Source organism: Cohnella lupini (assembly GCF_003386205.1).
GTDB classification, from domain to species: Bacteria; Bacillota; Bacilli; order Paenibacillales; family Paenibacillaceae; genus Cohnella; species Cohnella lupini.
This window is the reverse complement of the sequence record NZ_QRDY01000002.1, coordinates 520,015-545,189: the sequence shown is the minus strand read 5'-3', so window position 1 is coordinate 545,189 and position 25,175 is coordinate 520,015. Positions and strand designations below refer to the sequence as shown.

The 25,175-nt window shown below is 51.9% G+C and carries 24 protein-coding genes; 7 read left to right on the top strand and 17 right to left on the bottom strand.

Annotated elements, in window-relative coordinates; genetic code table 11:
• Positions 1-3: 3 nt before the first annotated feature.
• The 4 genes from DFP95_RS06505 to DFP95_RS06490 all read right to left on the bottom strand — a co-directional run bounded on the left by DFP95_RS06505 (position 4) and on the right by DFP95_RS06490 (position 4,334).
• Positions 4-828 (bottom strand): carbohydrate ABC transporter permease, encoded by an 825-nt coding sequence (locus DFP95_RS06505; RefSeq protein WP_115991751.1) that lies wholly within the window; start codon positions 826-828, stop codon positions 4-6.
• Positions 818-1,729, bottom strand: coding sequence for a carbohydrate ABC transporter permease (locus DFP95_RS06500; protein WP_115991750.1), 912 nt, complete (start codon positions 1,727-1,729; stop codon positions 818-820). Before DFP95_RS06500 ends, DFP95_RS06505 begins: the two co-directional genes overlap by 11 nt.
• A 105-nt stretch (positions 1,730-1,834) precedes the next feature.
• Positions 1,835-3,190 (bottom strand): ABC transporter substrate-binding protein, encoded by a 1,356-nt coding sequence (locus tag DFP95_RS06495; RefSeq protein WP_181907292.1) that lies wholly within the window; start codon positions 3,188-3,190, stop codon positions 1,835-1,837.
• Between the two features lie 109 nt (positions 3,191-3,299).
• Positions 3,300-4,334, bottom strand: a complete 1,035-nt coding sequence (locus DFP95_RS06490) for a LacI family DNA-binding transcriptional regulator (RefSeq protein ID WP_115991749.1) — start codon at positions 4,332-4,334, stop codon at positions 3,300-3,302.
• Positions 4,335-5,273: 939 nt separating this feature from the next.
• Here DFP95_RS06490 and DFP95_RS28830 point away from each other — a divergent pair.
• The gene (locus DFP95_RS28830; protein WP_181907291.1) at positions 5,274-5,780 is read left to right on the top strand and encodes a hypothetical protein; all 507 of its coding nucleotides are present in this window, start codon (positions 5,274-5,276) and stop codon (positions 5,778-5,780) included.
• Positions 5,777-6,040: a hypothetical protein gene (locus tag DFP95_RS28825; RefSeq protein ID WP_181907290.1), complete on the top strand. Its 264-nt coding sequence runs from the start codon at positions 5,777-5,779 to the stop codon at positions 6,038-6,040. Before DFP95_RS28830 ends, DFP95_RS28825 begins: the two co-directional genes overlap by 4 nt.
• A gap of 2 nt (positions 6,041-6,042) precedes the next feature.
• On the opposite strand, the gene DFP95_RS06480 is transcribed toward DFP95_RS28825, so the two are convergent.
• On the bottom strand, positions 6,043-6,690 hold the full coding sequence (locus DFP95_RS06480) for a TVP38/TMEM64 family protein (protein WP_115991748.1): 648 nt from the start codon (positions 6,688-6,690) through the stop codon (positions 6,043-6,045).
• Positions 6,691-6,966: 276 nt separating this feature from the next.
• Here DFP95_RS06480 and DFP95_RS06470 point away from each other — a divergent pair, with 276 nt between their 5' ends.
• Positions 6,967-7,545 (top strand): RNA polymerase sigma factor, encoded by a 579-nt coding sequence (locus DFP95_RS06470; protein ID WP_115991746.1) that lies wholly within the window; start codon positions 6,967-6,969, stop codon positions 7,543-7,545.
• On the top strand, positions 7,538-8,329 hold the full coding sequence (locus DFP95_RS06465) for a DUF4367 domain-containing protein (protein ID WP_115991745.1): 792 nt from the start codon (positions 7,538-7,540) through the stop codon (positions 8,327-8,329). Before DFP95_RS06470 ends, DFP95_RS06465 begins: the two co-directional genes overlap by 8 nt.
• Positions 8,330-8,397: 68 nt before the next feature.
• On the opposite strand, the gene DFP95_RS06460 is transcribed toward DFP95_RS06465, so the two are convergent.
• The 5 genes from DFP95_RS06460 to DFP95_RS06440 form a co-directional block, all read right to left on the bottom strand.
• Positions 8,398-8,742 (bottom strand): Ig-like domain-containing protein, encoded by a 345-nt coding sequence (locus DFP95_RS06460; protein ID WP_115991744.1) that lies wholly within the window; start codon positions 8,740-8,742, stop codon positions 8,398-8,400.
• Positions 8,742-9,245 carry a hypothetical protein gene (locus DFP95_RS06455; protein WP_115991743.1) on the bottom strand — a complete coding sequence of 168 codons (504 nt, stop codon included), beginning with the start codon at positions 9,243-9,245 and terminating at the stop codon, positions 8,742-8,744. The genes DFP95_RS06460 and DFP95_RS06455 overlap by 1 nt, the downstream gene beginning before the upstream one ends.
• Positions 9,246-9,430: 185 nt before the next feature.
• A complete protein-coding gene (locus DFP95_RS06450; RefSeq protein WP_115991742.1) occupies positions 9,431-11,104 on the bottom strand; it encodes a ribulokinase in 1,674 nt (557 codons plus the stop codon).
• Between the two features lie 33 nt (positions 11,105-11,137).
• On the bottom strand, positions 11,138-11,842 hold the full coding sequence (gene araD / locus DFP95_RS06445) for an L-ribulose-5-phosphate 4-epimerase (RefSeq protein WP_115991741.1): 705 nt from the start codon (positions 11,840-11,842) through the stop codon (positions 11,138-11,140).
• A gap of 111 nt (positions 11,843-11,953) precedes the next feature.
• The gene (locus DFP95_RS06440) at positions 11,954-13,048 is read right to left on the bottom strand and encodes a GntR family transcriptional regulator (RefSeq protein WP_115991740.1); all 1,095 of its coding nucleotides are present in this window, start codon (positions 13,046-13,048) and stop codon (positions 11,954-11,956) included.
• 178 nt (positions 13,049-13,226) lie between these two features.
• On the opposite strand from DFP95_RS06440, the gene DFP95_RS06435 reads away from it, so the two are divergent.
• From DFP95_RS06435 to DFP95_RS06425, 3 genes are all read left to right on the top strand, one after another.
• A complete protein-coding gene (locus tag DFP95_RS06435; RefSeq protein WP_115991739.1) occupies positions 13,227-13,415 on the top strand; it encodes a hypothetical protein in 189 nt (62 codons plus the stop codon).
• 46 nt (positions 13,416-13,461) lie between these two features.
• Positions 13,462-13,959: a YcxB family protein gene (locus DFP95_RS06430; RefSeq protein ID WP_115991738.1), complete on the top strand. Its 498-nt coding sequence runs from the start codon at positions 13,462-13,464 to the stop codon at positions 13,957-13,959.
• A gap of 947 nt (positions 13,960-14,906) precedes the next feature.
• A complete protein-coding gene (locus DFP95_RS06425; protein ID WP_147304139.1) occupies positions 14,907-16,415 on the top strand; it encodes a hypothetical protein in 1,509 nt (502 codons plus the stop codon).
• A gap of 106 nt (positions 16,416-16,521) precedes the next feature.
• Here the strand turns inward: DFP95_RS06425 and allB are convergent, their stop codons facing one another.
• From allB to DFP95_RS06390, 7 genes are all read right to left on the bottom strand, one after another.
• Positions 16,522-17,934 (bottom strand): allantoinase AllB, encoded by a 1,413-nt coding sequence (allB, locus tag DFP95_RS06420; RefSeq protein WP_115991736.1) that lies wholly within the window; start codon positions 17,932-17,934, stop codon positions 16,522-16,524.
• A gap of 210 nt (positions 17,935-18,144) precedes the next feature.
• Positions 18,145-19,098: a magnesium/cobalt transporter CorA gene (gene corA / locus DFP95_RS06415; RefSeq protein ID WP_115991735.1), complete on the bottom strand. Its 954-nt coding sequence runs from the start codon at positions 19,096-19,098 to the stop codon at positions 18,145-18,147.
• A gap of 63 nt (positions 19,099-19,161) precedes the next feature.
• On the bottom strand, positions 19,162-20,193 hold the full coding sequence (locus DFP95_RS06410) for a glycoside hydrolase family 88/105 protein (RefSeq protein WP_115991734.1): 1,032 nt from the start codon (positions 20,191-20,193) through the stop codon (positions 19,162-19,164).
• Positions 20,194-20,217: 24 nt separating this feature from the next.
• Positions 20,218-20,994: a carbohydrate ABC transporter permease gene (locus tag DFP95_RS06405; RefSeq protein ID WP_425453252.1), complete on the bottom strand. Its 777-nt coding sequence runs from the start codon at positions 20,992-20,994 to the stop codon at positions 20,218-20,220.
• A 70-nt stretch (positions 20,995-21,064) separates the two neighbouring features.
• Positions 21,065-21,964, bottom strand: coding sequence for a carbohydrate ABC transporter permease (locus tag DFP95_RS06400; protein ID WP_115991732.1), 900 nt, complete (start codon positions 21,962-21,964; stop codon positions 21,065-21,067).
• Positions 21,965-22,154: 190 nt separating this feature from the next.
• Positions 22,155-23,507 (bottom strand): ABC transporter substrate-binding protein, encoded by a 1,353-nt coding sequence (locus DFP95_RS06395; protein ID WP_115991731.1) that lies wholly within the window; start codon positions 23,505-23,507, stop codon positions 22,155-22,157.
• A 104-nt stretch (positions 23,508-23,611) separates the two neighbouring features.
• Positions 23,612-25,174, bottom strand: coding sequence for a response regulator transcription factor (locus DFP95_RS06390; protein ID WP_115991730.1), 1,563 nt, complete (start codon positions 25,172-25,174; stop codon positions 23,612-23,614).
• Position 25,175: the final 1 nt, after the last annotated feature.

Below are 25,175 nucleotides of genomic sequence, written 5' to 3'. Positions count from 1 at the left end.
GGATTATTTGATTCCTCCCATTTGCAGACCTGTTTTGAAGAACCCCTGCGCGAACATGTAGAGAATGATAATAGGAAGCATGGAAATGAGACTGCCGGCCATGAGCGTGTTGTATTCGCTGCCGTACTGGCCGTTCAACGAGCTTAACGCTAGCGGGAGAGTCATTAAATCCCGATCCGATAACACGATCAGCGGCCAGAAGTAGTCGTTCCAGGAACCCATGAACGTGACGATTCCGAGCGTCGCGATAATCGGCATCGAGAGAGGAACGATGATCCGGAGAAAAATATTCGGTTGGGAAGCTCCGTCAATGAACGCGGCGTCCACGAAATCGTTATGGATCGTCTTGATAAATTGCCTGAGCATGAAGATCGCGAACGGATTGAAGACGGTCGGCAGCAGCAAACCCGTGAAGGAATTGAGCAATTGGAACTCCTTAAGCACGAGAAACACGGGAATCATCGTCACTTGCCCGGGGACCATCATCGTCGCCAAGAAGACGGTGAACACGATCTCTCGGCCTTTGAACTCGATCTTCGCGAATACGTAAGCGGCCATCAAAGCCGATGCAAGCACGAGCATCGTACTGGCCACGGAGATGAACAGGCTGTTGAAAATCGCTTGGGCGAACGGAAATACGGTGAAAATTTTCTCGTATCCTTCGAAGGACACCTTCTCCGGGATCCACTCGATCGGGATGCTTATCAATGCGCCTTTGCTCTTAAGGGAGGTGCTGACCATCCAGAAGAACGGGATGAGCGCGAATATCGCGAGGATCGAAGCGAATACGTAGAATAACAGCGGCTTGATCAACCGGCTACGAATCATAATGCACCCACTTTTTCTGAAGCTTCATTTGAATCGCGGTGAACGCGAAAATGATCACGAACAGGATCCACGAGAAGGAGGAGGCGTAGCCCATTTTGTAATATTTGAAAGCGAACTTGTAGATTCTCTCGACCATAACCTGAGTGGAACCGTACGGCCCAGCGTCCTGCGTCATAATCATGACCTGAGGGAACAGTTGGAAGGAATTGATGATGCACATGATGAGAACGAAGAAGAGCATCGGCGATAAAAGCGGGATCGTGATCCGGGTGAACCTCTTCCAGAAGTTAGCCCCGTCGATATGCGCCGCTTCGTAATACGCCGGATTGATCGCTTGAAGTCCGCCGAGCATGATCAACGCGAAGAAGCCCATGTCCTTCCATATGCTGGCGAAGACGATGCCGGGCATTGCCCAAGTCCGATCCTGCAGCCACGCGGGACCGTCGATGCCCGCGACGAACGAAAGAATCGCGTTAACCGGGCCGTAATCGTCGCTGAGCAGCCACTTCCAGATCAATGCGGCCGCCACCCAAGAAGTCAGTACGGGAATAAAAAAGATGACTCGATAGAGGCCGATCGCCCTGTACGCGTTGTTAAGCAAAATCGCCGCCAGCACCGACGCGGCCAGTATGAGAGGAATGTATAGCACGATGTAATACATCGTGTTTTTCAGTACGCGCCAGAATTCTTCGCCTTCCAATATTGCCTTGAAATTACCGAAGCCGATGAAATCCGGGGTTCCGGCAGCCAGATTCCAAGGATTCAAGCCGTTCCAGTCCGTAAAGCTGATGATCAACGAGTAAAAAATCGGAATGATGCTGAATACCAAGAGACCGATCGTCGAGGGCAACAGGAATAAGACGATTGTCAGCCACTTCATGCGATCGCGTTTGTTTCGCATCGAATCGGAGCACCTCGCAATAGGAAAAACAGCTACCTCCGCGAAAAATTCTAACCTATAGAGGTAGCTGCCTATCCGTATCTTTTTATGAAAAGTATCGTCGCGTTATTGCAGCTTGATTTTGTCCGTTAATTCCTTCTGAGCGTCGTCGAGTGCTTCTTGGGCGGATTTGGCGCCTTCCGAGGCGGCCGTCAGATGAATGCCTAGAATGTCGGCCATCTCGGTGAATTGTTCGATGACCGGAGGCGTCACCAGGAATTCAAGCGAATCGAATACGGCTTGGCGATTGGCGGGCGGCGTCGTTTTCAAGTAGGCTTCCAATACGTCCGGATAGGTGACCGCCGGCAATTCCCAGCCCGCATCTACGCGAATCTTCGCGGCTTCCTTGCTGGAGGACAGGAATTTAATCCATTCGAATGCCGCTTCCGCGACTTTGCTGTCTTTGTTGATGACTAGCCCGTTGGAGAAAAAATGCGTCGCCTTCTTCTTATTGCCCGGCTCGACCGCGACGTCCCATTCGAATTTCACGTTCTGCATGAAATCGGAGAAAGCCCATACGCCCGTTACGATCATTCCAAGGCGACCGGCCTTGAACAGATCCCAATCGCCGACTCCGCTAAGCTGCGCTTGGGTAGGCATGACGTTCGATTTCAAGACGCGGTCGACCAAGCGCTGCAACGTCTCCACGTTCTCCGGGGAATTGACGGTGAATGCGGTCTTATCCGCGTTAAGCAAGCTGCCGTCGTTTTGCTGAACGAGCTTGTAGAATTCATGGAACTGGATCGGCTGGAAGACGCCGAACGTGTTCTTGTCTAGCGCCCTTATCTTCGCCGCGGCATCGTCGAACTCTTTCCAAGTCCAATCGTTGGTCGGGAGCTCGGCGTTGGCTTCGGCGAACAGTTCTTTGTTGTAGATCAACAGAACGTTGGAGAAGCTTCCCGGCATGCCGTACTGGGTTCCATCCGCGGAGAAGGCGTTTAATGCCTGCTGGTTTAAGGTCGATTTATCGAATTGCGTCGCTTCGAAAAAAGGATTGATATCGAGAAGAACGCCCTTTTTCGCGTACGATACGAAGTTTTCGTAGTTAAGCTCGTAGGCGTCCGGCGCCTGGCCGGCCGCGACCCGAGTTTGCATTTGGGTGAAATAATCCCCGTAAGCGATCGTTTCGATCTCTATCTTGATGTTCGGATGTTCCTTCTCGAACGCCTCTTGCATCTGCGTCAAATATTTAGCCGTATCGCCCGCGCCGGAGAAGTTGCCGAATTTGACGGTAACGTTCTCTTCCGGAGCTTCGGACGTCTCCTTAGGGGATTCCGAAGCTTTGGGCGAATCGCTCGCGCTCGGGGTGCCGCTGCTTTCGGCCGCGTTCTTGTCGTTACCTCCGCTGCATGCGGCAATTACGGATACCATTGCGATGATCACAATAATTGTAAGCGCCTTCACGAATCTCAACTTTACCATTGAATAAATCCCCCTAGAAATGGTTTGAAGATCATTCTTGCATGGACAAGCTAGATTAAGCGTTTAACTAACGATCGATTTGCAGTAAAATCTGCAAATGGACACTCGATTAATTCATTAGCTTCCGTACCGTTTCCCTGTCTACGATCTCTAGAGGAATCAATGATCTCGCGCTTTTCACGCTGACTCCGTTTTTCTCTTGGATTTGCTCGATAAGCATTCTCGCGGCCGTTTCACCTTTGAGGAAAATCTGTTGTTTCACCGTCGTGAGCGGGGGCAGGAACATATGCGCCATGGAAATATCGTCGAATCCGATGACGGAGATGTCGTGCGGGACGTCCTTTCCCGACTCCTTGATCCCGCGAATAACGCCGAATGCCACCATGTCCGCGACCGCGAATACGGCCGTAATCTCCGGAAATTTATCCGCGATCAATGCTCCGGAGCTGCGACCGTGCACGTAGCTGACCGAATTCTCGAACACGTAGTCCGGGTTGTAGAACAATCCGTTTTCCTGCAACGCGCGCTTGTAGCCTAGAAACCTCTTTTCCACGACCCCTTCCTTGCGGATCATGCCGGTTACGAGACCGATATTCCTGTGTCCGTTCTCGATCAGGTGCTTAGTCGCCAAGTAACCGCCTAGTTCGTCGTCGATGCCGACGTTAGCGAAGGAATTATCATTCACGTAGCTATCGATGAGGACGATCGGAATGTTCGCTTGCTTGCACTCGTCGTAGAGCTGCTCCGAATAAATGCCCATAATAATCGCGCCGTCAAGATTGCGCGAGGTCGAAATGTCGAGGTATGTCTTTCCCTTGTCTACGCCCGCTAGAATGATATGATAGCCGTATTCGCGTACGACGCCTTCGATGGCGCTGATCATCTCGCTGTAGAACGGGTTCTCGAATACAAGCTGCTTGTGGTCTTCCGTCTGGGGGATGATGACGCCGATGAGCTCCGAGGTGTTCTTGACCAGTCCCCGCGCCGTGATGCTTGGGATGTAATTCAAGTGTCTGATAGATTCGTGGATTCTGACGATCGTGTCCTGCGACACTTTGCTTTCCTTGCCGTTCAGCACGTACGAGACGGCTGCGATCGATACTCCTGCGTTGCGGGCTACGTCTTTTATCGTAATTTTCTTCATGATCGCGCGGAGATCATCCTCCCTTTTGGTTAAACGTTTAATGAAAATATAAACCCAGCCGCTTCTCTTGTCAACAAATTTTGAAAGCGCTTAATTATAGTGACGACCTTACCTTGCTCCGCTACCGCATTCCTCGCGGCTGCTCCTTTGGTACATACTCGTAAACACGCTCTCCGTTCTATCACAAACCCGGCTCTACCCTCATTACATCGCCCTTCTTAGTATTTTTCGGAGGCCGGAGGCCTTACGGAGCTGCAGACTTATTTTTTATGGTTAGAGCTCGGTGAGGGCGGAGTTTCCGGCTGTAGACATACTTTTTATGGTTAGAGCTCGGTGAGGGCGGAGTTTCCCGGCTGTAGACATATTTTTTATGGTTAGAGCTCGTTGAGGGTGGGGTTTCTCGGCTGTAGACATATTTTTTATGGTTAGAGATCGTTGAAGGTGGGGTTTCTCGGCTGTAGACATACTTTTTGTGGTTTGCGTACTTTGTCTAGGTTGCGGGGTTGCGGGGTTGCGGGGTTGCGGGGTTGCGGGGTTGCGGGGTTGCGGGGTTGCGGGGTTGCGGGGTTGCGGGGTTGCGGGGTTGCGAGGTTGCGAGGTTGCGAGGTTGCGCTTAGGCACCTGAAATTGAGTGGGCGCATATCTTGCATTAACCGTATTTCGCCCATGGGCACAAAGGAGGAACAACGATGCCGAAATCACGATCGCCGGAAGCCAAGCCTTTGCTGCGCAAGGCAACGGCCGATCCGAAAGCCAAGCTTTCATCGAGGCAAGCTCAACCCGCTCAACCCCAACCTAAAAGCGCATCCGTCAAAACTAATAAAAAAGAAACAGGGAAGAACGACATCGTGCATTTGCACCAAAACGAGGAACAACATCCTCCTGTACTAACTCGACCGATTCCTTGGTGGGTAGACACGCAAGAACGCGGAATGTTCGGTGGATTATTCGGTGGAGGAGGTGGCGCCGGCACCGGAGGTGGACCAGGAATGCTGCCGCCAGGACCTGGACCATTTCCACCTGGCCCCGGACCGTTTCCACCTGGCCCCGGACCGTTTCCGCCAGGACCTGGACCATTTCCGCCAGGACCTGGACCATTTCCACCCGGACCCGGACCGTTTCCACCTGGCCCCGGACCGTTTCCGCCAGGACCCGGACCTGGACCGTTTCCTCCAGGCCCCGGACCATTTCCGCCCGGACCCGGACCATTTCCGCCCGGACCCGGACCATTTCCGCCAGGACCCGGACCGTTTCCGCCAGGACCTGGACCATTTCCGCCAGGGCCTGGACCGTTTCCTCCAGGACCCGGACCTTTCCCACCAGGGCCAGGACCGTTTCCGATCCCGGTACCGATCCCGTTTCCCATTCCGGGACCGCAGCCATTCCCGCCGCAGCAAGCTTTCATCACGGTGCGAATTAACGGAGGCGCTGCATTTCCTAGAGTGAATTATACGAACTACATCCCGTTTTACCCCGGTATCACCATTCGCCGGGCACTAGAATCGACTGGACTCGTGGACTTCGGCCCAGCGGGATTCATTCGCAACGTAGCCGGAATTCCGATAGGACGTACCACCGAGGTTCGTCTTCGTTATAACGGGCGAGTCGTACCTCAAACGATACTGAACGTTCCCGCGGAGCCGGGAAGCATCGTCGGCCTCGAGCTCTACTACTCCGTTACGGGCGCGGTTCCCATTCCGTTATAATCTCAGGCTCCGTCCACCTCTTGCTGCACCTTGCGACGGAACAAGAACGGAACGGCCAAAGCGACCGCGAACACGCAGCAGGCAATCAAAATTTCCTTCCAGCTTCCCTTGGATAAGCTGGCTCCTAGAAAATTATAAGCGAACGTACCGGGTAACGTACCGATAACCGTTGCGGGCAGGAATGCCCGTAACGGTACCCGGGCAACGCCGGCCGCATAGCTGACCAAGTCGAATGGCACGAATGGAGCTATCCGAAGCAGCAGCACCATCATGAACCCTCGCCTCTCCATTGCTGTTTCGATCTTCGAAAGTCTCGGATCCGCTTTTCCCCGGAAGAAACCCCCTCCGATTTTCCTGGCTACGAGGAAAGACAGAACCGCTCCGGTTACCGCCCCGACTAACGTGTAAAGCATTCCGAACCACGTCCCGAAGGCAAGTCCCCCGGCCATAGATAAGATCGAAGCTGGAAATAAAATAAACGGGCGGGCGATATACATCGCGATATATAACACGGGTGCTATCCATCCGAAAGACAGCACCCATGTTCTTATGGATTCGGGATTAACCTTCAAATACTTGAAATCAAACCATAGCAGCACGGCAACGACGATGACGGCCGCCGATATTTTCCAAATCGTTGATCGACGCAATTGTACGAGCCCCTTCCTCGGATTTCCATTTCACTTCGTATCATACAAGAACTCGCGATGTAAGACAAAAACGGTCCTTAAAAGAATCCTCTGTTTATTCCCTGAAAAACGGCTGGGCAATGAGGTGATTAAAGTTAGCTTTTCTAACTTGATCTTTATTATAATTTTGTTAAATATTTGCTTCTCTCGCATGCGCATTTCGACTACACTGAGGAAAGGGAGCACGATTTTGCTCTTATTGAAATCTTGTCGTCAGAATAGGGTGAATCTTTCATCATGCAAACGAATCTGCTTCTACTGCTCGGTTCGGGTTTTCGTACGTTAAACCAATCTCTGCAGGAAGAGATTTACCGTGAATTTTACCATTTCCTCTACAAACCTATTCTATATATGATCAATGACCATTCGGCGACGGAGGATATTATACAAGAAGCTTTTATGGCTACGCTTAGCAAATGTCCTGCTGTCGAGAACGAAGAGCATATGAAGGCCTGGATCAAAGTAGTCGCCAAAAATTTCACGATCAATTACATCCGCAAGCGAAAAAAAAGCCGCAATGACGTCAGCTTGGAATTCACGGGGGATAATAGCCAGATTGCCCATACCGCGGCCGCCGTATCCGTCGAGCAGGAAGTCGAGGCGAAATCGCTGGAAGAGCAAATTTCTCTTCATCTAGAGGGAATGAAGCCCGATCAGCGCAACATCATCGAGCTCAAATGGAAGAAAGGCTTGACTTACAAAGAAATCGCCGTGGAAATTCAAGATACCGAAGTCGCCGTAAAGCACAAATTACATAGAGCCCGTAATTATTTGAAAAAAAAATTATTCAAGGAATGGGGAAGCCGGGATGATTAACGCGCAGTTCGATAGGTTGTTCGATTCCGCCTTCGAGGCTTCCGAAGCACTTGATCATATCGCGGTCGACCATGTCTCCTCTTGGCATAAAGTTCAAAAACGGTTGAATACGCGCGGCAAACGAAAAAAATTACGTTCGACGCTAACGAAACTCGCCGTAGTCGCGGCGTCGTTAATGATAGGAGCCGCCATTTTTGGCAATACTCGCGCGGTTAAGGCCATTGATCCTCTCTACTCGACCTTGAAGGAATATCCGTCGGGGTTGATGGCGTTTTTTTTCGGGCGAGATAGCGATTCTGACCCCACCAAAGCTTTGGGCGAACCTCCTCCCGCTTACGCGGAAGGTCTAAACGTCGAGAAGATCAACGAGACTACTTACAAAGTAACCGCCAACCTGCAACAATCCGAACGTCTCCTTTCTTTTCGCGCACCTTCCTTCGGCTTCATTCCCGACAGATACTCCTTCTACAGAGCCGAGCTGTTTTTCCGCGACGGCAAGGACAAGGCGGATAACGTAGCTTTCACTTTCATTAATGAAAAAGAGAGGCTTATGACGATTTCGATGGAAAAGCTCGCGCCGAATACGTCACTTGGATCGGTTACGCAAACCGGAGGAGCAACCAGCGAGAAGATAGATTTGGCCGGCGTTCCCGGGATCCTCTACCTCTCCGGTACTGGCAGCTTTTTGGAAGTCGTTAAGAACGGAATCTATACCAACATGGGAGGAGACGTACCTAGCGACCAATTGATCAAAATGTACGAGGAGTTTTATTCGGGCAAATAAAATAAAAGCTTGGCCGGGATTCCCCGTGCCAAGCTTTTATTGCATAAGGGTTACCCAGCTCGCACTGACTACTTAGTCATAAAGCGCAGATGAAACGGAATCCCCATTCTCACGTTATGATAGTTACTCACTCTACCCGTTATGATGACCTCGATTGCATTGTTGGAGCCAAGCCTATCCGCGTCGTCTTTCAAATAAATGAGCAGGTTTCGATTGTCCGCATCGTACCGGAACAAAAATCTGTTGGTTATTAGTGTCCCTCCCAGCTTTCCGTCGAGAATCAGAATATTTCTGGTGTTCAACGTATTTCGATTGATGTCTTGATTAAAGGTTATGGAAACCAACGTATCGTCCGGAACGTTAAAGGAATTGGGCTGCGGATTCGTTTCCTTAATCCATTCGTTAAGTCCCATTATATCGCCAGTACGGAATTGCTAAATCGTTCGCCTTCCTCGTACTTCCCGTTCTCGATAACCCAATGAATCGTACGAGCGCGGTAATATTGACCGGCCGTCGTGGATCTGACGACCGAAGTATTATACGAGTTGGTCAAATTCGTTCCCGCCGTCGTTCCAGATCCGATCGTTTCCCACGAGGTTCCATTCCACTTCTGCAAGTAAAACGTAATGCCGATCGAGTCCGTGATAACGTCTGCGGTCGTCGTTCCCGAAATAGTCAGCGAGCCCGCCGCTAAAATAATCGTGTTGGTACCGTTGTTTAGATAGATGTGGTTCGGATCAAACACGCTAAACGGAACCGCAGGCGGAGCCGCAGCCCCTATTTCGATGGCTTGAGCGGACGTCTGCCCTCCGGAAGCGGCGGCAATGCCTCCCGTATTTCCGACTGCCATGCTACTTGCAAACCATAGAATAACTATCAAGCCAATCGTCGCTTTTGCTGGAAACCGTTTTCCCATGAGTGATCAACCTTCCTATTCTGGTAGTCGTACAATAAATACACAATCAGAATCGGAAAAGGTTGCAACAAAATTCGACAAAATTCAAAATTTTTTTACATGTGAACCTTTAATATAAAAAAACCGCCCTACAACAAGCTTGTAGGGCAGTCCGAAGGAAACATTATTATTCGATTATCGTTTAATTAGCGCGATGCTTCGTCTTTCAAACCCTTAAGCCGCTTCATCACGTCGTTGGCACCGCGGCCGAAGTAATCATGGAGTTCGCTATACTCTTGGTAGAGCCTCTCGTAAACCGCCACGTTCTCGGGAATCGGCTTAAACGTGTCCTCGCGCACTCGAGCCATCGCTTTGGCTGCGTCTACGACGCTGTCGTAACCGCCTTTCGCGCTTCCGGCCGCTACCGCGCCGAACATAGCCGCGCCTACCGCCGGCGTTTGCTTAGAGTCGGCTACCTTGATCTCGCGGTTCGTTACGTCCGCATAGATTTGCATGAGTAGCGCATTCCGTTGCGGCAATCCTCCGCAAGCATAGACTTCGTCGACGGGCACTCCGTTATGATGGAACGCGTCGATGATTTTACGCGTGCCGTAAGCCGTTGACTCCAGCAACGTCCGATACACTTCCTCGGGCTTCGTCAGCAAGCTGTACCCGACGATCACTCCCGTCAAATTCGTATCCACGAGAACGGATCGGTTGCCGTTCCACCAATCCAGCGCTAGCAATCCCGTTTCTCCCGGCTTATAAGCGGAAGCTCGCTCGGTAAGCCATTGATGCACGCCTACGCCGGCTTTCTCCGCCTCGTCCTTGACGTATGCGGGTACCCCTTCCTCTACGAACCATTCGAAGATGTCTCCCACGGCGGACTGTCCGGCTTCATATCCGAGATACCCCGGAATGATTCCATCCTCGACGACTCCGCACATCCCTTCGACTTCCACTTCTTCCGTACCTAGAAGCATGTGGCAAATGGAAGTTCCCATCGCCATCACGAGTTTGCCCGGAGTGACCACTCCGACGGCAGGAACGGCGGCGTGCGCATCCACGTTGCCGACCGCGATCGCGGTTCCAGCTTTCAAGCCCGTCAATTGAGCCATTTCTTCGGTCAATTCGCCCGATTTAGTCCCCAGAGCGACGATATCGCCGCGTAGCTTGGTCTCGGTTATTTGCTCCATGCGTGGATCCAGAGCTTTGAAAAACTCTTTGCTCGGGTACCCATCCTGCTTATGCCAGATCGATTTATATCCTGCGGTACAGCTATTGCGGACGAATTTCCCCGTCAGCTGCGAGACGACCCAGTCGGTCGCTTCCGTAAACAAATCCGTAGCATCGTACACTTCCGGAGCTTCGTTAACGATCTGCCATATTTTCGCTACCATCCACTCCGAGGAAATCTTGCCGCCGTAACGCGGCAGGAATTTCTCGCCCCTCTCGGCCGCGATCGCGTTCAAGCGATCCGCTTCGTCTTGCGCGGCGTGGTGCTTCCAAAGCTTCACCCATCCGTGCGGGTTATTTTCCCACTCCGGCTTGAAGCATAGCGGAACCCCATGTTCGTCGACCGGAAGCATCGTGCACGCCGTGAAATCGATTCCGAGTCCGATCACGTCGGCCGGATCTATTCCGGCTTGCTTCAATACCTCCGGAACCGAACGACGAAGAACCTCTAAATAATCGTCCGGATGCTGCAAAGCCCAATCGTGCTCCAGCGCTTGGCCGGAAGTCGGCAAAGTTTCGTCGATTACACCATGCGGATATGGCGTGACGTGATCCGCGATTTCGTGACCGTTGGACAGATCGACGAGTACCGCGCGGCCGGATTGCGTCCCGTAATCGACGCCGATGGCGTATTTATGGCTCATGGTAAGCCTCCTAGGATAATATAGAGTATAACTTCAGTGACTCGATTGTCCGGGTTGGCCATAATAGGCGTTCGCCCCGTGCTTGCGTAAATAGTGTTTATCCAACAGCGTTTGGTTCATGGATGTTACGCCCGAGTTTAACTGCCTTGTGTGATAGGCCATCTTAGCGACCTCTTCGAGAACCACGGCATTGTGCAACGCGTCCATGGCGTCTTTTCCCCAAGCGAACGGCGCATGGCTGTTCACCAGAACTCCCGGAACTCTATTCGGATCGATACCGTGAAAAGCTTCCACGATCACGTTGCCGGTTTCCGCTTCGTAAGCCCCTTGAATTTCCGAGTCCGTCATCGCCCGGGTGCACGGAATCGTTCCGTAGAAATAATCGGCTTGCGTCGTTCCCAAAGCCGGAATTCCTTGTCCCGCTTGCGACCAGATCGTTGCCCACGGAGAGTGCGTGTGGACGATGCCTCCCACGTTGGGAAAGGAACGATACAGCACAAGATGGGTCGGCGTATCGGATGACGGACGCAGAGACCCTTCCACTACGTTGCCGTTCAGATCGACGACGACCATTTGCTCCGGCTGCAATTGCTCGTACGGCACTCCGCTCGGCTTAATGACCATAAGCTCCGATTCTCTGTCGAATCCGCTTACGTTGCCCCAAGTGAACGTCACGAGGCCGTATTTCGGAAGCTCCGCATTGGCTTGACAAACGGCTGCCTTAAGTTGTTCCAACAAGTTAAACACTTCCTTCTCTAGCATCATTCGCTATGAATACGCAGATCGGCTTTTTACTTGGCAACTCTTATTATATACTTGTACGTACAGGTGTGTCGATATCCATTTCCGTTAGCGATATTCCCTCGTGGATTGACGAACGATCAGCTTAGGGGGATACAGAGTCTCCTTATCGGAAGGCGCCATCCCTCTTTCCAACTGCGCGATCAACAGGTTGGCTGCTTGCTCGCCCAGCGCCGACTTCGGATGTTCGATCGTCGTCAGCTTCGTTTCCGTGGCCGTGGCCAGGAAGGAATCATCGTAACCGATCATGGACAAATCCTCCGGAATGCGAAGCCCCAATTCCCGAATGGTGTCCAGGAGCGATACGGCCAGTTGATCGTTATAACATACGATTGCGGTAGGCGGATGATCGGACAGGAGCATCTCTCTGAGCATGGCTTGCGGACGCTCCGCTTTATCCTCCGTGGAATAACGCACGATCGACGAACTTTCGGCTGGGATATGGTGCTCCCGGCATGCGCGAATGAAGCCTTTCATCCGCCTTACTCCTTGCAGATCATCCGTCTTGAAGAACCCGGCAATTGTTCGGTGTCCCAGCTCGAGCAAGTGTTTCGCGGCCATCATACCGCCGGCGTCATCATCCACTCTAAGGCTCGGACTCTCCAAATCCGAGTACGACTCGTTGATCATCAACATCGGAATTCCGTGATCCTCTATTGCGAGATAGTTATCGAAATTGGGATTTCCTTCGGCGCTCTTGGTCGGCTCCACGATAAGTCCGCATACGGCATGGCTGAGCATCATCTCCAAGCATTCCCGCTCCCGATCCTTGCGATGATCGGTACTCGAAAGCAACAGCCGATAGCCTTTATCCTTTAAGGCCGATTCGATCCCGCGTACGATGGACGGAAAGATATAATCCGATATCGAGGTCGTAATGACTCCGACGGTACGGTTAACGGTCGAGTTTCGGCGTTCTGCCGACTGCTTGCTCACGAAAGTGCCTTTTCCCTGTTCGCGGGAAAGCCACCCCTCCTGCACGAGCTCTCCGATCGATTGGCGCACCGTCTGGCGGCTCAGCGAGAACTGCTCGGCTAGCTCGTTCTCCGAAGGAAGCTTATCTCCCGGTCGGAATCGCCCTCCGGCAATCCAAGATAGAATCTCTTCCTTAAGCTGCAAATATTTCGGTGATTGCGTACTCATAAGGCGTTTTCCTCCACGTCTTAACGGCCACTTCTAATCTATAATGCCATTATATCATAGGAATTAACTTGTACGTACCTTTTCCAACTTGTCCTTCCGCGATCCAAGACGATCCATGATGCCCGATTTTTCCAAACTATGTTATAGTTTTTGTATATTCTTTATTGGAGGTTTTCCCGTGGCTAATCAAATCATCTACTCGACCGAATTTATCGATATAAGCTCGGATAACGACAAGAAACAGGTTCATATCGAATTATCGAGCAGCGGTTATCGTCCGAAATACGTATCCCTATTCATCGACAATCGCGAAGAGTTGGATCAAATCATCGACGCATTGCGAAAGGCGAAAGAAATTTTCGAATAGTTCGATTGCCCCATCTGCGTTCTATAACCGTTAGGAGGAAATTTAATTGGTCGAAGTCACTTTTAAGTATAACGAGTACATGAGCAGGGCGCTTAGGGATTATCATCACCATTCGCTTCGGTTTTGGATATCGAATATCGTCGGTTTGGGCATCGTCCTCGCGGAGATCATCGCCTATTTCATGACATCCAACACCACTCTGCTATGGATCGGGCTGTTCGTATTCGTGCTGATCGCCGTCTCGTACGTGACTTCTTGTTACCTACAGCCGGCCAGATATAATAGCGACCCTAGATATAACAAGATGTTTACGATGGCGATCGGCGACGAGGTCATCCGGTTAACGTCCGACGACGTTAATTCCGAAGCGACATGGGAATTCGTCAAGAAGGCCTGGGCAACGGATAAGTTTTATTACCTCTTCTTGGGCAAAAGGCAATTTTGGATCGTCCCGAGAGATAGCTTCGCGAATAAGGCGCAGGAAGAGCATTTCAAGCAGATTACCGAGCGTCACCGAAAAATCAACCAAGGGCTTATCCGATAAATAACGAAGGCCTCCGGCCGCCGCGGTTCTTGTGGCATCGGAGGCTTTGTCTATTCTGTCAGTGTCGAGTCGTTCGCCGACCAGCGGAATAACCATCAACCGACCATGACCGACCATGACGAGGACCAAATCCAGCCCACACCCTCCCATAGTCGAAATATCCGACCATAACCGAACATGACGAGGACCAAATCCGCCTCATCCCTCCCCTAGTCACAATAACCGACCATAATCGACCATGACGAGGACCAAACCCGCCTCACTCCCTCCCATAGTCGCAATAACCGACCATGACCGACCATGACGAGGACCAAATCCAGCCCACACCCTCCCATAGTCGAAATATCCGACCATAACCGAACATGACGAGTACCAAATCCAGCCCACATGCTCCCAAAGTCGAAATAACCGACCATAATCGACCATGACGAGGACCAAACCCGCCTCACTCCCTCCCATAGTCGAAATAACCGACCATGACCGAACATGACGAGGACCAAATCCGCCTCATCCCTCCCATAGTCGCAAAACCGAAGCCGCGAAGAGCTGAGTTAGCTCGATTTCGTTAATAATTCGACTCTATGATGCTTGATGATGGGCGAATAAACGAAGTAAGTTCGGTAACTGCGACATTTGCGGGTAGGATACGCTGAATAAACGAAGTAAGTTCGGTAACTGCGACATTTGCGGGGTAGGATACGCTGAATAAACGAAGATAGTTTGTTAACTGTAGTTTCTTAACTGCGACATTTGCGGGATGCGGAGAGCCGAGAGCAGAGTTAGCCCGATTTCGTTACTATTTCAGTCTCATATACTCGCGGAGAGCGGAGTTAGCTTGATTTTCACAATAATTGTTCCAGCCCCATCTAATAAGCCCAAGGTAGCATTGCGCGAAAAGTCGAAAAATCGTACGATGGAAGTAAATATTGATATTGGAGAGGATTCCCATGCCAGGTAGAGCTCGAAGCCATGCTGTTTCCAGCGGACAAGCACCGTTCCTCGGAGCTCAAAGATCGTCCGGACCCGCAAGAGCTCCCATGATGGGAGCCCATAGACAGCAGCAGGTACCGGAGCTGGACATGCAAGAGGCCGTCGGCAACCAAGAGACGCAACAATCGATGGCATCGGAAGCCTCCGGCAGAGGTTACGGCGCTTACGGTTCTCCCGAATTGGTCGACGCGTACGATGCATACAACACTCCCGAGTTAGCGTCCGCTCCATCCCTTCCATCGAATCCCGACGCATATGGCGCTCCCAATTCGGCGGACGGTTATGGAGTATATAATACTCCCCCTTTAGCCGTTGCTCCCTCGCTTCCGGCTTTGCCCGATAATTATAGCTCGTACGGTTCTCCGGAAGCCACGGCCGAGCACATCGCTTCCTCCGTTCCGGCTTCGCCAGATAACTATAGCTCGTACGGTTCTCATGGATCCGCAGTTGCGCCCATAGCTCCCGCCTCTTCCGGACCCGCATCGTCGACTACCGAGGATTTCGCGATGAAGCCGATGCTCCCCGGAATGACTAACTTCGATTCGTCCGTTCAGAGGCCGAATCCGCATATGCAAACCTCGTTGCCCTCCACGACTTATTACGCCGATACGGCGGAGAAGAGAGCTCCCTATGCGCGCGGTTTCGACGAGCAAGGGAAAATGTCCAATCTTTCCGACGGCGGCAGCCTGAACACGATCGGAGCCGAGAGACCAGCCGCGCACGGCGCCAAGGGCGACCGTCATATCTTCACGATGGACGGCCAAGGGCAATTCTACTCCGGCGACGCCATCCGGGAGAACAGGGAACGCGGACAAGTAGCAGCGGACAACGGAGCTTCCCAGCAGGAACGCTTCCACCATTCGAGCTTCTTAGGCGGTGAAGACGTTGCCGGCGCGGGCGAAATGCAAGTCAGGGATGGACAAGTAGAGCTTGTCTCCGATACGAGCGGGCATTACCAGCCGGGATCCAAGCAGATGATGCAGACCGTGCAGCAGCTGCAGAAGAATAACGTCCAGACGGAGCGGTTAGGCGTCGAATTCGTCGGTAAGAACGGCACCAATAACATGCAAGCATCGGCAACGGAGCTGTTAGGCTACGCGGATCACAGCCCGGAAACCGCCGAAACGCAGATGCGAGCCATGCACGGAAAGAAAAATTCCGTCCTGGGCGAGCTTCTGAGTAAAACCCGGAACACCCCGGACGGCCATAACGCGATACCTTCCGAACTCGGTCGCCGACCGGAGGAAGCAGCCTCCTCTAACGTTGCGCCGGACCAAGTGCCCGATCATAGCTACGCCTACAACAACGATGAAGACTACGTCAAATACGAAGAGATCGAAGAAGAACAAGAAGAAATCGGTTATAACAACCTCGATGAAATCGAAGACGAGGATGACGACTACTACTATAATGAAGACGAGATGGATGAAGAGGAAGACGAAGATAGCATCAAGTACATTTCGTAATTCGGACATGTGTATAGGCTCTATCGAAAGGCCGAATAAGGGAGCACCCACCGTTATTCCCATCGGGACGAACGGAAGGTGCTCCCTTTTATCTCTCTCCGTCGCGTTATAAAATCAGCCGTTTGCGAACTAACTCTGGCATGGAGCGAATCCATTGGCCGCCTCGCTTATCCCCAACGCCTTCTTCCGCCGTGTACACGATTTCGCCGCGACTCATGGTCAACTGGACTTTGCTGCGGAAATTCCGCCCCACGTAAACGCTCTGCTTATGCCGATAGAGCAGCTCCTCCGATTGAAGGACGCGCGGACGATCGGGATCGACGAGCACGATGTCCGCGTCGAATCCGACGGCCAGCCTGCCCTTGCGCGGATACAGCCCGAACCTTCTGGCCGGCGCTTCCGAAAGCAATCGGGACAAGGCGGGCAGCGGCAGTCCCCGTTCGAGGTGGCCTTCGTCGAACATCAGCTCCAACGTGCTTTGGGCACCGGAGATGCCGCCCCATATTCCGAAATAATCGTCATCCGCATTCGCTTTCATGGAGGGGGGGCAAGGAGAATGGTCGGACGCGATGAAATCGATCTTGCCGTCCGCGATCCGCGCCCACAGTCCGTCTCTCTCCCGGATGCCGCGGATAGGAGGGGCGCACTTCGCCAGAGCTCCAAGCCTCTCCGCGTCCTCGTCCGTGAAGACCAGATAATGCGGACAGGTTTCCACCGTCACGTCGACTCCGTTAAGCTTTGCCTCCCAAATAATATCGACGGCCTGAGGACTGCTAATATGAACAAGATGGAGCGGACACTCCGTGCGTTCCGCGAACAGCAGCACCCGTCGGACGGCATCCAATTCCGCGGCGAGCGGTCTAGCTTCTTGAAAATCCTTGGCCGTTCTGCGCTTGCGACCCTCGAATTTCTCGGACAAAGCGACGATGATTTCCTCGCTTTCCGCATGAACCGCCAGCACTTTATTTTTGCGCGCGATGATCTTCATTCCTTCGAACAAGGCGATGTCGTCGACTTCCTTAAAGCTGCCCTCCCCCATATCTCCCGGCGAAGACATGAAAGCTTTAAAAGCAACGACGCCGGCATCCGACAATTCCTCAAGGTCGTCAAGATTGGTAGGAACAAGTCCTCCCCACAAAGCATAGTCCACGTGGACTCCCGCGGCCTTCGCGGCATCCAGCTTTTGATTCATGGCATCGACGGTAACGGTCGGAGGCATTCCGTTAAGCGGCATATCGATGAACGCCGTGCATCCCCCTGCAGCCAGAGCCGCCGAGCCGGTCTCGAACCCTTCCCAATCCCCTAGCCCGGGCTCGTTGAAATGAACGTGCGCATCTATAGCCCCCGCCATCACGATGAGCCCTCGTGCATCTATCGTCCGTTTAGCGGACGTTTGGATATCCGGAGAAATCTCCGCTATTACGCCATCGCGAATACCTATATCAACGCTGTGGACCCGATCGGGAAGCACGACGCTTCCACCCCTGATCAAACAATCCAAAACGACTTCATCCTGCATCCCCATTCCCTCCAAACAAGTAAAAGCAATTCGCCTCATGTAATCAATACGCAAAAAACCAATAGCCTAGTTCATGTTATATAATATAACACATACTAGGCTATTGATTTCAAATGCGTCCGTTTTGTTATGAATATGTAACATTATATTACACAAAATCGTCATTTATTCCAAATGAAATGCTCGAGCGCAACGAAATTCATTCGTACGTTAATCGAACCAACCTTTGCGCTTAAACCAGAGAAACATTCCGATTCCCAATAGAAGCATCACGCCCAACACGAGGAAATATCCATCTTGCCATTCGAGCTCCGGCATGTGGACGAAGTTCATTCCGTACACGCCGGCGATAAAGGTTAAAGGCATGAAAATCGTCGTGATAACCGTCAGCGTTTTCATGATCGAGTTCATTCGGTTAGACCGTAACGAATCGTAGCTATCCCTCAGATCGGCCGTCATCTCGCGATTGGTCTCCAGCATCTCCGCCAGCTTAAGCAGGTGGTCGTAAATATCGGTGAAATAGGCAAGCTGAACCCTAACGCCCGCGATCTTCTCGGAATTAATGATTCGATAAAGCAAATCCCTCATCGGGAGCACCGTCCGTCGAATTCTCAACAAATCCGAACGTATATCGTAGACTTGCTCCGTCAGCGATTGAATATTCGCTTTATTTTCCCCCTGCGCCTCGAGATCGTTCAATTGGTCTTCGATCGTATATATGGTCGGAAAATAATTGTCGACAAGCTTGTCCATAACCAAATAAGCTACGTAGTTATGATCTTTCCCCTTGCGAATAACCGGGTCCTGAAGTCTTTTCCATGCTTCTTCCACCTCGTCCGAAGGCGCGAGATGAAAGGTCACGATTCCTCTGGGACCGAGGAAGAAGTCGATTTCTTCCGCTTTCAGCGTTTCCGGATGCAAGGCGTGCAGGACGAAGAAATGCGTATCCTCGTAATGGTCCACTTTGGGCCGTTGGAGAAAATGCATGCAGTCTTCGATCGCTAATGGGTGAAAATGAAAATAAGTATCCAAATAATGAATTTCGGTTTCCGTCGGACAGTCGAAATCGACCCAGAACCATTTCACGTTGCTATTCGTCAGGTTCTGCAAAGGAATGTCCGTCAGCAGTTCCTCGTCGTCCGTCATGGCCATGATACGGAGCACAATCCTCACCTCTAACGTCCATTATGCTCCGAAATCAATCCAATTGGCAACCGCCGAAGAAACTCAGTAAGGATTTTTCCGGACATTCAGAACGTCCGCGAGGAAAGCGAGCGTCAGTCCCTGTCCCCAGCCCTGGATACGTTTATCCGGGACCCCTTTATACCCTGCCGCATCCTTCATGACCGCCGTTCCCGCAGATACGCCGGTCACCGTTCCGTCCGCCGCGATCCTCGCTACGATGCCGTCGATCGACTTCTGCGTATACTTGTTGTACAGACGGCCTTTGGTAAGCAATGCGGCGGCAATGCCCGCCGATCCTGACGTCTCGAGCGGAGAGGTCGGATCGTCCGTTATCGTATGCCATAAGCCGGAATCATCTTGCAGACGTACGAGAGCGCTCAATTGATCTCGAAGAGAGCCTTCGATGACCATGAAGGAAGGCAAATCAACCGGTACGATATCGAGCGCGCGAGCCATCGTTAGCGCTGCCCACGAATTGCCTCTAGCCCAATGTACGCCCGACATATGGTTGCCGGCTATGTTGTCCCAACCGTGATAATACAAATTCGTCCGCGGATCCTGAAGCACGTTCTCGTGTCCGTGATATTGGCGTAACCCGTCCGCGAAATAGTCTTCGCGGTCCAAGAGCTTGCCGATCCTCAGCAGGAAGTATCCGGCCATGAACATCGTATCCACCCAAGCTTGCTCGGGGAAGTTATACGCTTCCGAATTGACCGTGTGCTGGAAGATTCCGTCTCCGAAGCGTACGGCTTTATGGGTTAAATACTCCGCCATCTCCTTAGCCGTTTCGATATAGCGCTCATCCTTCGTCACTTCGTAAAGCGTAAGCAGCGAATGGCCGATCGATACTCCGTTCACCGACAGCTTAGGCAAGCCTTCCTCCATATTTTCGTCCACCCATGCCTTCAAGCGGTCCAGATATTCCGCTTTCCCGGTCGCGGCGTATGCTTCGCATACCCCGTAGAAGGCGACGCCTCCCGGCCAATCCCAGCTGAAATCCATCCGGAAAGTCCGGTCTACCACGCGGTCGATGATTTCGATGATTTCGTTGTCGTTGAATTGCAATGCAGGCATGGTGTCTGCTCCCTCCAATGTGGATTACCCCTTTAGGCCGCTCGTGCTGATTCCCTCGACGATGTACTTCTGGAAAACGAAGAAGACGACGAAGACCGGTACGAGCGACAATGTAGACATCGCGAACATTCCGCCCCAGTTGTTCAAGGATTCGCCGTCGAGGAACAGCTTGAGCGCAAGCGATACCGGATAGAGCTCCGGCTGGTTCAAATATAAGAGCGGATGAAGGAAATCTTCCCATGTCCAGTAAAAGGAGAAGATGGCCGAAGTCATCAGCGCGGGAACGATAAGCGGCAAAATGATTTTGAAGAAAATACCGTATTTGTTGCAGCCGTCGATCTTCGCGGCTTCGTCGAGATCCGCCGGAATCGTCCGGATGAACTGCATGATCAAGAAGATGAAGAACGGTATTCCGAGAAACTGCGGTACGATAATCGGTTTGAACGACTGCAGCCAACCGAGCTCGGAGAACATGATGAATTGAGGAATAATGGTCACGTCGCGCGGCAGCATCAACGTCAGCATCATGCAAGCGAACCAGAAGCCTTTGCCGAAGAACGGAATGCGCGCGAACGCGTAAGCGACCAACGCCGAGCTGCAAACCGCTCCGATCGTAGAGAAGATAACGATGATGAACGAGTTTTTGAAAAAGGTGCCGAAGGAATTGCCCGCGAATCCCGCCCAACCGCTGACGTAGTTGTTCCATTCGATGCTGCTCGGGATCAGGCTGTAAGCCGTCGTGAAAATCTCGTCGTTAGGTTTAAGCGAGCTAACGATGAGCCAGAGAATCGGGTAGAACATGCAGAAGGCCAGCCCGCCGACAAGGAGATGATACGAGAACGATTTCCATCTTTTTCTCGAATGCGCCATGTTATTTCTCCCCTTTCGATTCGTAGTGGACCCAGTAGCGCGACGTTTGGAAAATAAGCAAAGTTACGATTCCGATGACGATCAGAGCCACCCAAGCCATCGCCGACGCGTAACCCATCTCGTAGAAGACGAACGCTCTTTTGTATAGATAGAGGGAATAGAGCAGAGTGTTGTCGAGCGGTCCGCCCTCTCCCCTGGAGATAATGTACGCGGGAGTAAAGGTCATGAAAGCCGATATCGTCTGCATGATGAGGTTGAAGAGGATGATCGGACTGAGCAGCGGCAGCGTGATTTTGAAAAACTGGCGGACTCTATTCGCGCCGTCGACGCTAGCGGCTTCGTAATAGTCCTTCGGGATGTTCTTGAGACCGGCCAGGAAGATGAGCATCGACGATCCGAATTGCCATACGGACAAGGCGATCAGCGTCCATAACGCCGTTGCGGGATTGCCGATCCACGACGTATCGGTATCGATGCCGATAACGCCGAGCGCGGAGTTGACCAGCCCTTGGTCTCCGAACACTTGGGACCAGAGAATCGAAACCGCGACGCTTCCGCCGATCAGCGACGGGAGGTAGTAAGCCGAACGGTAGAACCCGATCCCGGCTATCGCCTTATTGAGCAGCATGGCGACTCCCAGCGCGAAGGCTAGTCTTAGAGGAACGCTGGCGAAGACGTAATTGAAGGTGACCGAGATCGATTTCATGTATTTCTCGTCGTCCGTGAACATCTGGTTATAGTTGTCGAAGCCGACCCAATTGGGCGACTCGAGCAAGTTATAATCCGTGAAGGAATAGTAGAGCGAGGAGAGTACCGGATAGACGATAAAGACGAGAAAACCCAAGATAAACGGCGCGGCGAACAGGTAGCCGACCACATGGTTGTTATCGCGTAGTTTCATGATTTCAGCTCCTTGGGCGGATTCGTGCGGTTGCTTTATATTTCAATTATGAAGTTAGCGAACGCACATCAGAAGGTAAAAAACCGTTCTTTTTGTTCAATTAGCCGACTTGGTCTCCGTTGGGTCGGCTAAGCAGCAACGCAAAAAAACGGACCCGCTTAACCGCGAGTCCGGTTTCCTTCATGCTTCTTTAGTTTTTGGCGAGGATTTTGTTCGCTTCTTCGCGGAACTTAACCGCGCCTTCTTCTACGGTCAGCTTTTTGTACAGAATTTGCTCTGCCGTATCCTTAAGCAGCTTGTCGACTTCGACGGCTCCTACCGGGTTCGGAGGATCCATTTGGCTGCTGTTCTGCTCGGCCCATGCGACGTAATCGAATACTTTCGCTTGATCCGGAGTAAGGCTCGGCTTCAATGCTTCTTTGACTTTGGCGGAAACGGGAACTCCCCGTTCGCCCATGATGATTTGGTTCGCTGCGATATCGTTAACCCAGAAGCTGATGAATTTAGCCGCTTCTTCTTTGACCTTGGAGCTTTTGGAGATGGAGAAATACATGCTCGGTTTCAGGAACAGCGCTTTGTTCTCGTTCCAGCCCGGTACGGGCAGGATTTCGAAAGGACGCTTAGCTACGCTGGAGGAGAGAATATATTGGTTTGACCATCCCCAAGTGCTGACTGCGTTTCCAAGCTCGAGCTCGCCGTCTTCCGGCGTGCCTTTCTTCTGAGCCAGCTTATCGAGCGACAACAGGCTGCCTTCATCGTACCAGGATTGATACATATTATAGAAATCAATGAAAGGCTTGTCGTCGGTATAACCTAGGCTCTTTCCGTCCGCGGCATACATATGCTGGCCTTTGCTTCTCAAGTAGAACGGGAAGAATACGTCATGCCGAAGATCCTGCGTCAGGATTTTACCGTCGGACTTCATAACAGAACCCAGCTTGCCGAAATCTTCCCACGTCCAATTTTCAGTCGGCATCGTTCCGCCGGCTTTCTCGAGCATGGCTTTGTCGATTACGGCCAAGAGAGCATTCGATCCAAGGTTTATCGCGAACAGGTTATCGCCCAGTTTGCCCCCGGACAAAGACGCTTCGCTAACGTCGCTTACGTCAAGCAATCCGTTCTGCGTGTATGAATTCAAGTCTTCCAGCTGACCGCGACCGCCGTACTGCGACAGATAGGAAATGTCCATTTGAATGACGTCCGGAAGATTGCCTGCCGCCGCGTTCGGAGCGAGCTTCTTCCAATGGTCGTCGAACGAAGCGTATTCCGGTTCGATCGTTACGTTCGGATGAAGCGACTCGTAAAGCTCGATGACCTTTAATGTATAATCATGACGGGATTGGCCGCCCCACCAAGCTACGCGTAGAGTAACCGGATCTTGGCTCTCGCTTGCCGTAGCCGACGGAGACGCTTCTCCCGCGCTTGCCGACGGCGACGATGCCGCTGGCGCGGAGCTGGCAGCTTCTTTATTATTATTCGAGCCGCAACCGATAATGCTGATGACCAAAGCGAGCAACACTAGGCTTGTTAGCGCCTTTTTCATTTTTTAGTCCTCCCCTGAGCATTCCGTTGTATTTGGTAGTGCTTACATTTCCTATTATCAGCGGAATGGACCGAAAGCGTAATCCAAAAAACCGTGCTAATTGTTCAAAAACCAGAGTTGTCCGGGAGCTTCATGTACTCGGACGGGGTACATCCCATTTGCTTCTTGAACACTTGGCTGAAGTACTGGGGATTGTCCCCGAAGCCCAGCAACTCCGCCATTTCGAAAATTTTGATGTCCGGATCGCCGGCCATGAGGGAGGTCGCTTTCTTGATTCGCGCCTTCACCACGAAGTTGGAAAATTTCTCTCCGGTCTCCTTCTTGAACAGCTTCCCTAGGTAGTCCGCGTTCATATATAACATCTCGTGGGCAACCAAGTTCAACGACAATTCGGAGTTTCCGAGCTGCTCTTCGACGATATCGATTACCTTTCGAACGATCGTCGTATGCTTGACTACGTTTTTCTCGTAATGATATTGCGCCAGCTCCCGTACGGTCCCTTCCAGCAAAGCTTGAATCGACTGTAACGTGTTCATTTCGGCGAGCTTGGACATCTGACTGTAATACCTGTTCATCTGTTCCGGAGCCCCTAGCCGGATAAGCGACACGAATTGCTGGATGACGTACGATTTGGTCATGTTGATGTCCAGCTGAGCGCGTTTAAGCTCCCGCATGAGCTCCGCGAGCGCCAGTTCCGCTTCCTCGCGATGACCGGATTGAACCGGCATGGTCAGTTTTTCTTCTTCGAAGGAAAATTTGCCTGCCGCTTCGAGAGGCTGCGCGCCGGTATCCTTACGCGTAATTAATCCGCCTTCTCCCAAGTAAAAGCGGTAATTCAAATATTGCAGCGTTTCCTGATACAGGTTTCGCGCTCCGGTGATACGATCGGGCTCGCTTAACGCAATCGTGACGTCGAGTTTGTAATAATGCTGAAAGGTGTCCCGGATATCGTGAATTCTGCGGTAGAGCTCGTTCAATTCGAGAGAGTCCTCGATCAGAATCAATACGTGATCGCCGATCGTAGTGCCCAGTAGCGTAGTCTCCAGAATATCTTCTGCGATATTTTTAATAGCGAACAAGTGCTCGAACTCTCTGACTCCCTCGAGTTGGAACAGCAATAACCGGATCGGATGCTCGAACTCGAATCGGAACAGTTCCCGGTAGTAATCCCAATCCCGGCTTCCGTACGTCTTGTTCGTGACGAATTCCTTCAGCACCTGCTCCTTCACGTGGGGCATAACTTTCATTAAACCTTGCTTTATGTCGAGCACGAACCGTTCCCGGTGCTCGTCTAGCTTCAGCTCTCCCGCGATTTCCAAGAGCGCCTCGGCGATCTTGTTCTCGTTCGTCGGCTTTAGCAGGTAATGCTTAACCCCGTATTGCATCGCCCTGCTTGCGTAATCGAATTCTCCGAAGCCGGATAAAAGGACGAAGCGAACGTTCGGATACGAGGCATGCACGGCGCCTACGAGCTCCAAGCCGTCCATCCCCGGCATTCTGATGTCGCTGATCACGATATCGGGTTGGGAGCGCTTTATTTTCTCGTAAGCCTCGATTCCGTTCGGCGCCGTCCCGATCAGTTCGGTGCCGAGCGAGGTCCAGTCGATCATCTGCGAGATGCCGTCCAATATGATTTTCTCGTCGTCGACGAGCATGACTTTGTACATC

Coding starts and splice junctions, on each gene's coding strand:
- DFP95_RS06505 (WP_115991751.1), bottom strand. CDS start 828: ATGATTCGTAGCCGGTTGATCAAGCCGCTGTTATTCTACGTATTCGCT.
- DFP95_RS06500 (WP_115991750.1), bottom strand. CDS start 1,729: ATGCGAAACAAACGCGATCGCATGAAGTGGCTGACAATCGTCTTATTC.
- DFP95_RS06495 (WP_181907292.1), bottom strand. CDS start 3,190: ATGGTAAAGTTGAGATTCGTGAAGGCGCTTACAATTATTGTGATCATC.
- DFP95_RS06490 (WP_115991749.1), bottom strand. CDS start 4,334: ATGAAGAAAATTACGATAAAAGACGTAGCCCGCAACGCAGGAGTATCG.
- DFP95_RS06470 (WP_115991746.1), top strand. CDS start 6,967: ATGCAAACGAATCTGCTTCTACTGCTCGGTTCGGGTTTTCGTACGTTA.
- DFP95_RS06465 (WP_115991745.1), top strand. CDS start 7,538: ATGATTAACGCGCAGTTCGATAGGTTGTTCGATTCCGCCTTCGAGGCT.
- DFP95_RS06460 (WP_115991744.1), bottom strand. CDS start 8,742: ATGGGACTTAACGAATGGATTAAGGAAACGAATCCGCAGCCCAATTCC.
- DFP95_RS06455 (WP_115991743.1), bottom strand. CDS start 9,245: ATGGGAAAACGGTTTCCAGCAAAAGCGACGATTGGCTTGATAGTTATT.
- DFP95_RS06450 (WP_115991742.1), bottom strand. CDS start 11,104: ATGAGCCATAAATACGCCATCGGCGTCGATTACGGGACGCAATCCGGC.
- DFP95_RS06440 (WP_115991740.1), bottom strand. CDS start 13,048: ATGAGTACGCAATCACCGAAATATTTGCAGCTTAAGGAAGAGATTCTA.
- DFP95_RS06425 (WP_147304139.1), top strand. CDS start 14,907: ATGCCAGGTAGAGCTCGAAGCCATGCTGTTTCCAGCGGACAAGCACCG.
- allB (WP_115991736.1), bottom strand. CDS start 17,934: ATGCAGGATGAAGTCGTTTTGGATTGTTTGATCAGGGGTGGAAGCGTC.
- DFP95_RS06410 (WP_115991734.1), bottom strand. CDS start 20,193: ATGCCTGCATTGCAATTCAACGACAACGAAATCATCGAAATCATCGAC.
- DFP95_RS06405 (WP_425453252.1), bottom strand. CDS start 20,994: ATGTTCTACCCGATTCTCTGGCTCATCGTTAGCTCGCTTAAACCTAAC.
- DFP95_RS06400 (WP_115991732.1), bottom strand. CDS start 21,964: ATGAAACTACGCGATAACAACCATGTGGTCGGCTACCTGTTCGCCGCG.
- DFP95_RS06395 (WP_115991731.1), bottom strand. CDS start 23,507: ATGAAAAAGGCGCTAACAAGCCTAGTGTTGCTCGCTTTGGTCATCAGC.
- DFP95_RS06390 (WP_115991730.1), bottom strand. CDS start 25,174: ATGTACAAAGTCATGCTCGTCGACGACGAGAAAATCATATTGGACGGC.